This is a genomic window from Thermopolyspora flexuosa, assembly GCF_006716785.1.
Taxonomy (GTDB): domain Bacteria; phylum Actinomycetota; class Actinomycetes; order Streptosporangiales; family Streptosporangiaceae; genus Thermopolyspora; species Thermopolyspora flexuosa.
Genome location: NZ_VFPQ01000001.1, coordinates 4200747 through 4213373, shown reverse-complemented (window position 1 = coordinate 4213373; position 12627 = coordinate 4200747). Strand labels below are relative to the sequence as shown.

9 protein-coding genes are annotated in these 12627 nt (G+C 72.8%); 5 read left to right on the top strand and 4 right to left on the bottom strand.

Annotation, left to right across the window (positions count from 1 at the left end; all coding sequences use genetic code 11):
- Nucleotides 1-6: 6 nt before the first annotated feature.
- Together FHX40_RS17870 and FHX40_RS25170 are read right to left on the bottom strand one after the other, a co-directional pair.
- Complete coding sequence (locus FHX40_RS17870) at nt 7-816, bottom strand: acetoacetate decarboxylase family protein (RefSeq protein ID WP_142260686.1); 810 nt, start codon at nt 814-816, stop codon at nt 7-9.
- 196 nt (nt 817-1012) lie between these two features.
- Entirely contained in the window at nt 1013-2395 is a 1383-nt protein-coding gene (locus FHX40_RS25170) for an acyltransferase family protein (protein WP_170198878.1), read from the bottom strand.
- Between the two features lie 31 nt (nt 2396-2426).
- Here FHX40_RS25170 and FHX40_RS25165 point away from each other — a divergent pair, with 31 nt between their 5' ends.
- On the top strand, nt 2427-3122 hold the full coding sequence (locus tag FHX40_RS25165) for a hypothetical protein (RefSeq protein ID WP_170198877.1): 696 nt from the start codon (nt 2427-2429) through the stop codon (nt 3120-3122).
- A gap of 385 nt (nt 3123-3507) precedes the next feature.
- Here FHX40_RS25165 and FHX40_RS17860 read toward each other — a convergent pair whose 3' ends face one another.
- The gene (locus FHX40_RS17860; RefSeq protein ID WP_142260684.1) at nt 3508-5193 is read right to left on the bottom strand and encodes an LCP family protein; all 1686 of its coding nucleotides are present in this window, start codon (nt 5191-5193) and stop codon (nt 3508-3510) included.
- A gap of 428 nt (nt 5194-5621) precedes the next feature.
- A complete protein-coding gene (locus tag FHX40_RS17855) occupies nt 5622-7109 on the bottom strand; it encodes a hypothetical protein (protein ID WP_229789019.1) in 1488 nt (495 codons plus the stop codon).
- Nucleotides 7110-7353: 244 nt separating this feature from the next.
- Between FHX40_RS17855 and FHX40_RS17850 the strand changes: the two genes are divergently transcribed.
- The 4 genes from FHX40_RS17850 to FHX40_RS17835 all read left to right on the top strand — a co-directional run bounded on the left by FHX40_RS17850 (nt 7354) and on the right by FHX40_RS17835 (nt 12590).
- The gene (locus tag FHX40_RS17850) at nt 7354-9723 is read left to right on the top strand and encodes a hypothetical protein (RefSeq protein ID WP_142260683.1); all 2370 of its coding nucleotides are present in this window, start codon (nt 7354-7356) and stop codon (nt 9721-9723) included.
- A gap of 362 nt (nt 9724-10085) precedes the next feature.
- Complete coding sequence (locus tag FHX40_RS17845; protein WP_142260682.1) at nt 10086-10433, top strand: hypothetical protein; 348 nt, start codon at nt 10086-10088, stop codon at nt 10431-10433.
- A gap of 116 nt (nt 10434-10549) precedes the next feature.
- Nucleotides 10550-11149: a cadmium resistance transporter gene (locus FHX40_RS17840; RefSeq protein WP_244941603.1), complete on the top strand. Its 600-nt coding sequence runs from the start codon at nt 10550-10552 to the stop codon at nt 11147-11149.
- A 118-nt stretch (nt 11150-11267) separates the two neighbouring features.
- Nucleotides 11268-12590 carry a helix-turn-helix domain-containing protein gene (locus FHX40_RS17835; protein ID WP_142260681.1) on the top strand — a complete coding sequence of 441 codons (1323 nt, stop codon included), beginning with the start codon at nt 11268-11270 and terminating at the stop codon, nt 12588-12590.
- Nucleotides 12591-12627: the final 37 nt, after the last annotated feature.

The window sequence follows — 12627 nt, the reverse complement described above, 5'->3', positions numbered from 1 at the left end:
CGCCGGTCAGGGGCCGTCCGGCGGGTACACGGCGGCGTCGAGCGCCATGCGGGCGTGCCGTACCGTGCCGGACAGCAGGGCGGTCGTGGGCAGGCCGAGCTCGCTCAGCTCCTTGGCGATCGGGTGGTTGCCGAGCCGGATCAGCGCGCCGCCCGGCCGCAGCCGGATGCCCGAGGCGTGCACCCGCCACGGCACGCGCCTTCTCACCCCCTCCAGGTGGGTGAACGCGTCGACGCGCGGGAGCGCGACCGCCTCGGGCCCGGCGCCGGACAGCACCGAGGAGGCGAGCCGCGCGGGTGCCAGGGCCGACGGCGGCGGCAGCGGGACGCCCGGCTTGATGAGCATGTCGAGCACGAGCCGCCCGTCGCGGCGCACGATGCACCGCTTGTACGGCGAGGCGAGCCGCAGCTCGATGTCGGCGAGCTCCTTGGGGAAGCCCCAGAGGGTACGGCCCGCCTCCAGGGTGAAGCCCTGGTCGACGGGGAGCCAGTGCACGAACGCGCCCGCGCCCACCCGGCGCAGGTCGCGCGGCCCGGCGAGCAGGCCGCGCCGGGGCGGCGGGCCGCCCTCCGGCGGGCGGACCAGGAAGGCGACGCAGAACTCGTTGTAGGCGCCGAGATCGCCGTCGTGATATCGGATGAACCCGAGAACGCAGATCGCCTTGCCGGGGAGCACCTCGGTGACGTCCATGCCGGAGTACGCCAGCACGGCGCGCGCGGCGTCCGCCCGCACCAGGTAGGCGGCGAGGCAGGCGGTCGCGTCCCGGATCTCCACGGGCAGGTTGATCTCGCGCCCCTGGATGATGTGGCGTGCCATAACCCCAGGCAACCACGCCGTGCCGCCTTGTGTCACCGAGATGCCGGGGTGAGACGCCGATCGCGCCTTCCGGAGGGCGGGCCGGACGTCCGCCGAGACGGCGACGGCGGCGCCGCACCGGCCTCGTGGGGCCGTGGCGGCACCGCCGTCATCGGGGCACACGCGCGGCGGGTCCCGCGGGATCCGCCGCCGACGCCTACTGCCTGACCTGCTGCTGCTCGCCGGCCGCGGCGGCCGCCGGCTGCCGGTCGGGGGCGGGCCGGGTGCCGACCCGGTAGAGCCAGCGCAGCTTCGGCTCGAGCATCCAGCTGAACAGCTTCCGGGTCTCCGGCAGGCACAGGATGATCGCGAGGGCGAACGAGCTGGTGGCGATCGCCGCCACGCCGAGCGGCCCGAACAGCCACGGGAAGCTCAGCCAGCCCATCTTCTTCGCGATCAGCACCACCACGCCGTGCAGGATGTAGGCGTACAGGGTGCGGGTGCCGAGGTCGGAGAACCAGGTGGTACGGCGCGGCACGAGCGCCATGATCGCCGCGGACATGAGCAGCGCGGCGATGAGCAGGCCGACGCGCACGCCCATGCCCATCCACCACGACATGTGCATGTGCTCGTAGCTGTGCTTGTAGTAGATGGGCGCGAGCTTGACGTACGGCGCGATGAGGATCGCCGCCACCGCGCCCCCGGCGAGCACGAACACGCCCGCGATCTTCACCCAGGTGCGGTTGAGCATCTCCAGGTGCTCCTCGCGGAGCACGAGGCCGATCACGAAGAACGGCATGAGCCCGAAGAACCGGTCGATGCTCAGGTCGCCGGGCAGGTCGGCGAGGCCCGCCAGCAGGTAGACGATGATCGACAACGTGACCGGGTAGCGCATGCGTTTCCACACCGGCGTGCTGAGTCGCCAGAGCAGCAGCGCCACCAGGTACCAGTTGAGCCACGCCGGGTCGATGATCGTGAGGCTCCACTTCTCGCCGAGCGCGTAGCGCAGCACGGCGAAGAGGCACTCCACGATCACGTACGGCACCAGGAAGGTGTCGACGAGCTTGTTGGTCTTGGCGTTCGAGTTCCAGAACGTCCGGCTCAGGTAGCCGCTGATCATCACGAACAGCGGCATGTGGAACACGTAGATGTACAGGTACGCCGACTTCGCCGAGTGCGCGGCCAGCGTGGGCACGAGCGAGTGCCCGAGGATCACGAGCCAGATCAGCAGGAACTTGGCGTTGTCGAGGTAGGGGTCGCGCCGCTTCTTCTTCGGCGCCGCGGGCGTGGCGGCGGTGGCGGTCCGGGCCGGGGCCGGCCCCTCGGGCGCGGCCGTGCCGCCCGTGCCGCCCGCCTGCCCGGCGGCCGGGGCCGCCTGCGCGGGGGCCGGTGCCGCGGGCGCGGCGGCCTTCCGCTCGTCCGGGAACGGTGCCCAGAAGTCGGCGTCGGCCTTCCGCTCGTCCGGGAACGGCGCCCAGAAGTCGGCGTCGGCTTGCCCGCCCGGGGACGCGGCGGGCGCCGCCGGGGCGGCGGGACGGCCGCCCTCGAACCCGGCGGCCGGTGCGCCACCCGGCAGTCCCCCGGGCGCGGAACCGGGCATCGCGCCCGGAACCGGGCCTGGAGGCGTGGCCGTGCCGGACCCAGGGCCGCCGGGCGCACGACCCGGCGCAGGCCCCGCCTGCCCGGGGCCGGAGCCGTACGGCGACGAGAACCCCTCGGGCCCGTACGGCGGCCGCGGCGCACCGCGACCGGGCGGCCCGGCCGGGCCGGACGGCTCGGCAGGCCGCGGCGCGGCGCCGTACCCCGAGCCCGGCGGCTGCGGGGCGGCGGGCGGCGCGCCCATGTCGACCGGGGGCATGGCCGAGGTCGGTGCGCCCCCGATGTCGTCGTCCCATGCGGGACCGGAGGGCGAGCCGCCGTACGGCGAGGCGGCCTGCTGCCGCGGCGGCGGGGTGAACAGCGACGCCGCGTCGCCGCCCACGTTCGCCCGGGTCGCCCCGGGCGTACGGCGCGGCAGCGGACCCCCGGACGCGGAGGCGTCCGACGGGGCCTTCGGTGCGGAGTCACGGGTGGACGGGCCGGAGGAGCCCGCGGAGGGGCCGGACGGGCCCGCGTCCCACGCGGCCGCGGACCCGCCGGGCCGCGAGGCGGCGGGGTCCGGCGAGGCGTCCTGCGGCGGCGCCGGGGGACGGGAGGGCCTCTTCGGCCGCTCGAAGAACGACCAGTTGTCGTCCGGGGACGACTCGACGTGCGGGATGGGCGGCACCGCGGGCAGCGGCGGCCGGGAAGCGCCGGACGGCCCGTCAGACCGGGGCCGGTCCGCCTGATCCGCCGGATCCGGCCAGGCGGGCACCCGGTCCATCTGACTGGTCGGCGCGTCCTGGTCGATATCGGGGGGATCCCCCTTGTCCGTGCGCGGAACCGGTGAGTGAAAGGACGATCGGGTGTCGCTCACTGGGGAACGCTCAGCTATCTGTCGACGACGGAGACATGGGCGAGAACGCCGGCCCGAGTCAGGCGACCGAAGCGGTAGGCGAGCCCGCCAGATCCACTCACCTTAACGCTCACTCGCGATCCTGTCGTGCGGACCGCCCGATGGTGGCGGCCGATTTGGGACACGCGGGACACGGCCCCGAGGCTGGTGCCCCGGGACCGTGGACCGGCCGTTCTCCTCGGCATCTTCGGCTTCTCTCACAGGGTTTCCGGCGGGCTCTAGGCGGCGCAGACGTTGGTCTTGTTGTCCACGACCCGGGCGGTGTCGGGGAGCTTGGTGACCGGGATCTTCACGCCGTCCCAGTCCTTGCCGATGATGAGCTGGATCAGCGGGCCCTTCGCCCCCTGGGTGGCGGTGCCGGCGCCGGGGGTGGCCCCGGGCGGGGTGAACGGGGTGGTGGTGCCGCTCGGCCGCACCAGGCCCGCCTCGGCCTTGACGCCCTTGGTCAGCAGCTTGCCGACCACGGGGTTGGCGTAGTCCGCGCCGTTGGCGGCCTTCGCCGGGTAGAGCACCTTGGTGTTCGGGAACTCGGTGCCGTCGGCCTGCAGCGCGTTGCCGACCTCGACGACGTTGAAGCCCTGCTCGGCGAGCGCCTCGGCGGCCTCCTTCGCCTTGCCCGGCATCGAGGTGCCGTTGAGCACCTGGATGCGGATCTGGCTCGGCTTGATCGTCGGCTTCGGCGTGCTCGTGCCGCTCGAGCTCTTCGCGGACGGCGTCGGCGTGGGCAGGTCGACGTCGCTGCGGATCGCCTGGAACAGCCGGTCGGCGTCCGGCTGCTTCCACTGGACCCGGTTCTTGTCCTTCTCGTACGGCTCCCAGGGAATCGTGACGAACTTGATGCCGCCCGCGACGATCTTCCGGCCGCTCTGCGCGATCTGCAGCAGGGCCTCGGTGTTGAGGTTCTCGTCCGTCTCCACCGAGTCGCGGACGGCATGGAGGAAGTTCGTGAGCTTGCCCGGGTTGGTGAGCAGGTCGCCGCTCGCCGCCTTCTTCACCACCTGGTTGAGGAAGATCTGCTGCCGCTTGATCCGGCTGATGTCGCTGCCGTCGCCCAGGTTGCGCAGCCGTACGTAGCCGAGCGCCTCCTCGCCCATCACGACCTGGCGGCCCGCGGGCAGGTTGAGCTTCGCCTTCTTGTCGTTGACCGGCTGCGGCAGGCAGATCTCGATGCCGCCGAGCGCGTCGACGATCTTCTTGAAGCCGGTGAAGTCGACCTTGATGTAGTGATCGATGCGGATCTTGGTGTTCGCCTCGATCGTCTTGATCGTGCAGACGATCCCGCCGTCGTTGAACGCGGCGTTGATCATCTCCACGCGAGGCGGGATGCGGGCCCCGGTGGCCGGGTTGGTGCACTCGGGGTGCTGCACCATCGAGTCCCGCGGCAGGCTCAGCAGCATCGCCTTGTCCCGCCGGGGGGAGATGTGCAGCAGGATGATGGTGTCCGTGCGCTCACCCACGGTCTTCGGCCCGTACCGCTTGTTCTCCCCGGTCCGGGCGTCGGAGCCGACGAGCAGCACGTTGAGCGCGCCGGTGGTGTTCTTCGGCCGGTTCTTCCCGAGCGCCTTGTGGACCTCAGTGCGGTTGAACGCCAGCGCGTCCCGGTAGAACTTGTACGCCCCGAGCGTGGCCATCACCAGCACGGCGGTGAGCACCACGCTGACGTACGCGAGCACACGCTGGCGCTTGCCGCCCTGCTGCTGCGGCGGGCCGCCCCGGCCCGAGCGGCGGCGTCGTTTCGGAGGGTCGTCGTCGCCGCCGTCCGGCTCGGCCGCGGGACCCTCCCGGTGCCGGTCGAGCGTGACCGTGGCCCGGGTCGCGCCCGCGGGCGACGCGGCCGCTTGCGGACCTCCCGGGTACGGCCCGGCCGGATGGGCGCCGACCGGATGCGGGCCGGACTGGGGCACGAAGCCGCCCGGCTCCTCCGGGCCGCCGTAACGGCCACCGGGGCGCGCGGCACGGCGCGGACCCGGCCCGGGAGCGGGCGCGCCGACAGGCCGCGGCGGCGGGGGCGTACCCGGCCGCTGCGGACCACCGAAGGGCTCGGCCCCGGGAGAGGGAACCTCTCCTCCGGGGTGGCGTGCTCTTCGGCCCCTGACCGGCGGCGGCGCCCCGTGTTCCCTGGGCGCATGACCGGGCAGGGGAGCGTGTCGGTGCTCGCTCATTGTGCCCCTGAGGTTAGGCCACCGAGCTTGCTCGGGGACGGCCGATCGGGAGGCTGGGCGCCGCCGAGGACGATGACAGCGCCGATGATCCGCAGGTCAGCATACCGAGATACGGACAATTGGCGTGGGGAGTTCCATCGCGCCGTTACCTATTGCCAGCAATCGTCCAGCTACGGTCGCCGCTCGGACGGCCCGCGGAGCGCCACGGCCGCGGCGAGGAAGGCGAGCGGTACGGCCGGCAGCACGTACCGGTGGTCGTACTCGGCGGTGGCCGCCGGGACCGTGAGCAGCACCAGCGCGGCCGTCCACGGCAGCGCCCAGCCGGCCGTGCCGTACCGGGGGCCGCCGGTCAGCCGCCGCACCCCGGCCGCGACGGGCGGCACGAGCAGCACGGCGAGCAGCACCGTGCCCGGCAGCCGGGCCACGCCCTGGTAGGCGCGCAGCACCCCCGCGTACGGCTCGGCGACCACGGTGCGGATCGGGCCGCGCTCGTACTCCTGTTCGGCGAGCCGGTACCCGACGGTCGCCGGGTGCCGGGTGGGCGGCTCGGGCGATCGCGCCGGGAACTCGTACAGGTCGTAGATCTCCCGGGTCGGGTACACCTGCCGCTCCCAGGTGAACGAGCGGCCGAGCTCGGTGGCGACCGAGGCGAGGTAGTCGAGCGGCTGGCTGCGGATGGCGAGCACGGCGAACCGGGCGGCGAGCGCGTCGGTGCTCGCCCGGAACGTGATGCCGGGCAGCCGGACCAGCGGCGAGTCGTCGTCCCAGATGTACTCCTGGGAGGGCGGCCGGAGCGCGGGCGGGCGCGGGTCGCACAGCACGGCGAGGTCGCCCGGCGGCCGCATCACCGCGCAGTCGGCGAACGACATCGTGCGGGCGTAGAGGAACACCCCGTTCGCCCCGACGATCCCGATCCGGTGGTGGGTCTGCCAGAACCAGGCCGCGTACCCGCCGATCGGCACCAGCGCCGCGACGAGCAGGGCCGCGAGCGGCCGGAACCGCCCGCGCCGCCCCCGGTTCCGGCGCGCCCGCACCAGGAACCAGGCGGCGAAGACCGCGAGCAGCGGCAGCCCGACGGTCCGGGTGAGCGCGGCGGCGGCGAGCAGCAGCCCTACCGCCACGCCGGTTCCCGTGCCCGGCTCCCGGCGGGTGGCCACCACCACCGCGGCGAGGATGAGCAGCGCGAACAGCACGTCGCTGACGAGCAGGTGCTCGAGCTGGATCTGGTAGGCGTCGAGCAGCACCGGGGCCGCCGCCACCGTGGCGAGGCCGCGCGGCACCACCCGCCGCGCCGCCAGGTAGACGATCACGCCGAGCGCGAGCCCGAGCAGGTGCTGGGCGAACGCCACCACGGCGAAGCTGTGGAACGGCTCCAGCAGCCAGAGGAACATCGAGTACCCGGCGGGCCGCACCAGGTCGGGGCTCGGCCGCAGCGCGGTCACCACATAGGTATAGGAGTCCGGGAACCACAGCGCGGGCCGGTAGCCGAGCATCGCGGTCACCCGCAGCGCCGCCGCCACGGCGAGCACCGTGACGAACCACCGGTGCCGCCGCAGCCGTGCGCGCAGGCCCGCCCGCCGCGCCGTGGCCAGGGCCGCGGACCGGCCGGAGGCGGCCGTGCCGGGGGCGCGCGCCGGGCCCTCCCGGGTCCTGTCCACCCCGCCCCCTCCCTGGCCGTCCACATCCGCATCGGGCCGCCGCCGTGGCCCGCCTCGGCCACGGCGCTCGCCGGGCGGCCTGTCGCGGCCGACCACGGCCGTGCCGTACCGCGTCCGCGCCGGTCGGCCCACGTCGCACGGCCGTACCGGGCGGCCCCGATCCCAGGGCACGGTACCGGATTCACCGGCGCTTTCGCCTGCGGGCACCGGATCGGTCGGCCCGGGGCGTTAGGCTCCCGGCCAGATGAAGGGGACGTGGGGCGCACGCGTGGGGTGGCCGTCGGCGGGCCAGGTGCTCGCCGTGGCCTCGGCCGCCCCTGCGCTCGTGCTCGCCGGGTGGCTGCTCGCCGGGGTGACGCTGCTGCTGCTCGGCCGTTTCGGCCCGGTGCAGACGATCCTGCTCGGCGTGGCCCTGGCGTTCCTGCTCGGCCGGTACGGCCTGCGGCGCATGCCGGAGACCGTGGAGGCCACCGCGCGGCAGACGGCCGCGCTGCTCGGCATCGCGCTCGCCTTCGGGGTGTTCAACGGCGTGCTCCACGGCGAGCAGCTCATCGTGCGCCGCGACCCGGCCACGTACGCCCAGTACGCGATCTGGCTCGCCACCGAGGGCACGCTGCCGATCACCACCGACACCGCGGCGTTCGGCGGCCCCGACCCGGCGCTGCGCTTCGACAGCGTGGGCTTCTACCGGGCGGACGCCGGCGGCTCGGGCGGGGACCGCGCGGCCGCCACCGGCCCGAACCCCTATCCCCTGGAGAACACCGCGGACGAGCACCCCGCCGCCGGGCCCGCGTACATGGTGCCGGTCCCCGACACCGGCGGGCAGGACCGGGCGGCGCAGCCCTTACCGCCCGAGGTGGTGCCGCAGTTCATGCCCGGCACGCCGATCGTCCTCGCGTTCGGGCACTGGATGGGCGGCGTGCCCGGCCTGCTGCTCATGCCCGCGGTGCTCGGCGCGCTCGCGGTGCTCACCTTCGGCGGCACCGTGGCCCGCCTGGTCGGCACCCGGTGGTCGGTGCTCGCCGCCGCCGCGCTCGCGGTGAGCATGCCCCTGCTGTACACCTCGCGGGCCCCGTTCAGTGAGACCTGCTCGCTGATCCTGCTGTTCGGCGCGGTGAACCTGCTGCTCGACGCCCGGCACCGGATGCGGGCGAGCCTGCTCGGCGTCGGCTTCCTGCCCGCCGCGCCCGAGCCGCCGGCCAGGGAGGGGTCGCCCGCCGGGCTGGTGCACAGTCTCGCGCGCACCCGCTCGATCCAGGCGGTGGACGCCACGGTGGTCGCCGCGCTCGCCGGGCTGATCTTCGGGCTCGCCCTGCTCGTCCGCATCGACGCGCTGCGCGACGTGCTGCCCGTGCTCGCGTACGCCGGGCTGCTCATCGCCATCCACCGCCACCGCCGCGCCATCCTGGGCCGTGGCTACCTCGGCCCGGCCGGACGCCTCGGCCGCCCGCTGCTCGGCGGCCTGCTCGCCGGGGGCACGGTCAGCGGCGTCGCCGCGTACCTGCTCGCCCGGCCGTACCTCGCCGACCTGGAGGACTCGCTGCGCCCGCTGCTGGCGATCTGCGCCGCGGTGGCCGCGGCGACCCTGCTCGGCATCGCCTTCGCCCCGCGCCTGGGCCGGGCGGCCTCCCGCCTGGTACGCCGCCCCGGCGGCGGCGTGGCCCGGGTGCTGCCCGGCCTCGCCGCCGGGCTCGTGGTCGCCGTGGTGGCGGGCTTCGCCCTCCGGCCCTGGGTGCACACCGTGCACCGCACCCCGACCACGGCCGAGGACCTGCTCACCGCCGAGTTCATCGCCAAGGCCCAGGCCGCGAACGGCCTGCCCGTGGACGGCACCCGCCTGTACTACGAGGACTCGCTCTACTGGGTCCTCTGGTACGTCGGCGTCCCGGCCCTCGTGCTCGCCACGATGGCCGCCGCCATGCTCGCCCGCCGCCTCGCCCAGGGCCGCGCCTTCGTCTGGCTGCTCCCGCTGGCGATCATCGGCTGGACCACGGTCACCACCCTGTGGCGGCCCGCCATCACCCCCGACCACCCGTTCGCCTCCCGGCGCCTCGTGCCGATCATCATCCCCGGCGTGATCCTGCTCGCCGCCTGGGGCATGCGCTGGGCCCTCGCCCGCTACCGCGAGGCCGGCCACGGCCGCCCCCGCCAGCGCGCCCTCCTCGTCGCCGGCGCCCTCCTGCTCCTCGTGCCCCCCGCGGTCACCTCGATCGGCACCGCCTTCACCCCGGTCGGCCGCGGCGAGGCCGCCGCGGTCGCCGCCCTGTGCCGCGCGATCCCCCGCAACGCCTCCGTCCTCATCGTGGAACGCGTCACCGGCGACCGCTTCACCCAGGTGGTCCGCGGCATGTGCGCCGTCCCCACCGCCCGCGTGGCCGTGGTCCCCGGCACCGACCTCGCCGCCCCCGCCGACGTCACCCGCCTCGCCACCCGGGTCCGCTCCGCAGGCCGCGTCCCGGTCCTCCTCGCCGCCGAACAGGGCCAGCTCGCCGGGTACGGCAAGCCGGTACACGCGCTGTCCCTGCGCACCCGCCAAGACGAACGCTCTCTGGTCACGCCGCCAGATGGCACTTGGCGACTGTGGATCGACGTGTGGCTCGCCGTACCGACCTAGGGCCTGTCTTGAAAGGGAGACGGCTCGCTGAGTGGATTCACACGCTTCTCCCCACTTTTATCCAGCTATGACCTCGTGGGAGAAACCGGGCGCACGGTCGCGTGCGGGTCAGGCCGCCCGCTCGGTTCGGCCTGCCGTTCGCGGCTGGGTGGTCGGGCATGTCGCCCGCCCTCTCACGCGGACGTTGCAAACGTGGCACTGGGCGGGCCGCGTGGTGGTCGCCTGGTATATCAGCCAGCCGGTTCGAATGCAGTGGATCGGAAAATCTGGACGACCGCCTGAGCGCCTTGGCATTACAAATGCCGAAGAATTTTTCTCTACTCTTAATTGCAAAGAGATCGCCTTTTGATGAAAGGAAGCGAATGAATACTCGCGATATTCTGGAAACCGCTCGGTCCGCTCTATCGCTGCCCGAGATCGAGCTCGTCGAAACCACCGACCACCTCCCGCCCGGCAACGACGGGCGCTGGCGCACATGTCTCTTCGAACAACACGGCTGCGTCCGTATCTACCTCGATGTCCCCGACGGGCAGCACCCCGCCGCCGCCGAGTTCGTCGCCAAGGCTCTCGCTGCGGCAGGGCTGCGCGTTGTCCCGGCTGAGCGGCCGAACGACCACGACGCGCTCGGTGTGAACGTGCTCCTCAAGGGCACTGGCCAAATCATCCAGGGCCGGGACCCGGAGGTAGGCCGCAGCGAATTGGCGCGGTGAACGCGCGCCCCGCCGCCCGGCGCGGGGCGGTGGGACACGCGTTATTACGGTGCCCATTTCGACACGCGCGCCCATCGGGCTGATCGAAAAACCTCCTTGGAACGCGGACCACGTCAGTGAATCTGGGCATTATCGGGCAGGCGGTGGGGCTGTTCGCCGTCACCAACATCGACGACATCGTGATCCTGGCGTTGTTCTTCGCCCAGGCCGCCGGCCACCGCGGATCGGTGGTGCGGATTGTCGCCGGTCAGTACCTCGGGTTCATCGCCATCCTGGTCGTGGCTGTGACGGCCGCGTTCGGGGCGAGCTTCCTGCCCGAATCAGCGATCCCGTACCTGGGGCTGCTGCCGATCGCGCTCGGTCTGAAGGAGGCCTGGGAGGCGTGGCAGGAGCGGCGTGGCGATGGCGGCGATGATGTGAACCGGGAGGTGCGGGGCGGTCCGGGCGTGCTGGCGGTCGCCGCTGTCATGTTCGCCAACGGCGGCGACAACATCGGGGTGTACGTGCCGGTGTTCGCCACCGCCGGTGCTGCTGTCTATGTGGTGGTCTTCCTCGTCCTGGTCGCCGTGTTGTGCCTGGCCGGGCGGTTCTTCGCCACCCGGCCGTTGATCGCCAAGGGCGCTCAGCCGGTGGGGAGACGTGCTGCTTCCGCTGGTCCTGATCGGCATCGGTGTGGTGATCCTCGCCGAGGGCCTGTAGGTGCCGCCCCACGATAGTCGCTGTTCGCGACCACAAAGGGTGTTGTGAGTGACATCATGGAGACGCTCTGTAATGTCACGCAGTGAAATCGCGTGACCACGCGCGTCACGCGACCGTCACCCATGGAGAGGCGGCATGAGCGGACAAACCCCCCAACCCTCCTCCGCCCAGCTCTTCGGCGCGGTCCTCCGCGCCTTCCGCCGCACAGGCCTGCGCGAGATGGCCGCCCGGCTCCCGGTCTCTTGGGGCCACCTGGCCAGGATCGAACGTGGTGACCAACCCGTCCCGCCCGATCTGGTCCCGCTCCTGGATACCGCCTACAACGCCGAGGGCGTCCTGATCCGGCTGAGCGAATTGCTCGCCCGCGACAAGGTCCTTACCGAATGGGAGTCGAGGGTTTTGCAGGCGGGTACGTCCTCAGCAAATCCGCCGATTCCTGACGAGGACGACATGCAGCGTCGCTCCCTTCTTCGCCTGCTGTCGGTGCTCGGTCCCGGCGCGGCCATCTCCGCCTCCACGATTGACGCCGTCCACGTCGGCCTCCAACAGATCACTGGAGAGCCGGCCGACCGTGACGTCGACGACTGGGAGCAGGTCGCCTGGGACTACGCGCAGGCCGTGTGGACCGATCTGTCCGGGTCGAGGTCCGCCGACCTCGCTGCCGACATCCACGACCTGTCCCGCCATCTAACCAGGACATCCGACGACGCCGAGCGTGCGGCTCTGCTGCGGGTGTACGCGCAGTTGTCGGCGTTCCTTGCACTCGATCTCCCGCTGATCGCAGGCCCGCGCGCCTGCTGGCGTGCGTGGTCGGCCGCCCGTGCCGCTGCCGACGCGTCGGGCGACCACGACCTCGCTGTGTGGGTGCGGGCTCGGGAGGCGACCGAGTCCTATTACATGCAGCGTCTGGGGCCTGCGGCCGAGAACCTTGTCGCCGAGGCAATCGAACTCGCCGGTGGCCGACCCTGCCTCGGCATGGTCAACGCGCTCAGTGCTCGCAGCCGCATGCTCGCCGCTCAGGGGCAGGCCGATGCCGCCCGTCGGGCGCTCGGCGAGTTCAAAGACGCGTACGCAACGCTTCCCGCGCAGGTGACCAGCGACCGCGTTTCTGTCTGGGGCAAGCCGCTGACGGAAGTCCTGTGGGTAGAGGGCTGGGTGCTGACCAGAATCGGCGACGTCGGCCGGGCGACATCGCTCCTGGAACAGGCGCTTGCGGCAACCGCCACGGAGAGGGTAGGTGCCAAGGCCAACCTCATCCTTCTGCAAATGTGGTGCGCCATCCAGGAGGGTGAGGTGAAGGAAGGACTCGACCGCGCAGTTCAGGTCACCCAATCGCTGCCCGTCACCCCGACACGTCGCCGAATCGTCGGGGACATCCTGGACAACCTTCCGGAAAAGGTCCGAGCCTTGCCCGCAGCCCGTGAGCTGCGGGCGCTGGTGTCCCCGGCAGCCGCCTGACCATACGCGCCACTCGAGATCAGCCAGCCTTGCGGTC

Coding starts and splice junctions, on each gene's coding strand:
- FHX40_RS17870 (WP_142260686.1), bottom strand. CDS start 816: ATGGCACGCCACATCATCCAGGGGCGCGAGATCAACCTGCCCGTGGAG.
- FHX40_RS25170 (WP_170198878.1), bottom strand. CDS start 2,395: ATGCCCGGTTCCGCGCCCGGGGGACTGCCGGGTGGCGCACCGGCCGCC.
- FHX40_RS17850 (WP_142260683.1), top strand. CDS start 7,354: ATGAAGGGGACGTGGGGCGCACGCGTGGGGTGGCCGTCGGCGGGCCAG.
- FHX40_RS17845 (WP_142260682.1), top strand. CDS start 10,086: ATGAATACTCGCGATATTCTGGAAACCGCTCGGTCCGCTCTATCGCTG.
- FHX40_RS17835 (WP_142260681.1), top strand. CDS start 11,268: ATGAGCGGACAAACCCCCCAACCCTCCTCCGCCCAGCTCTTCGGCGCG.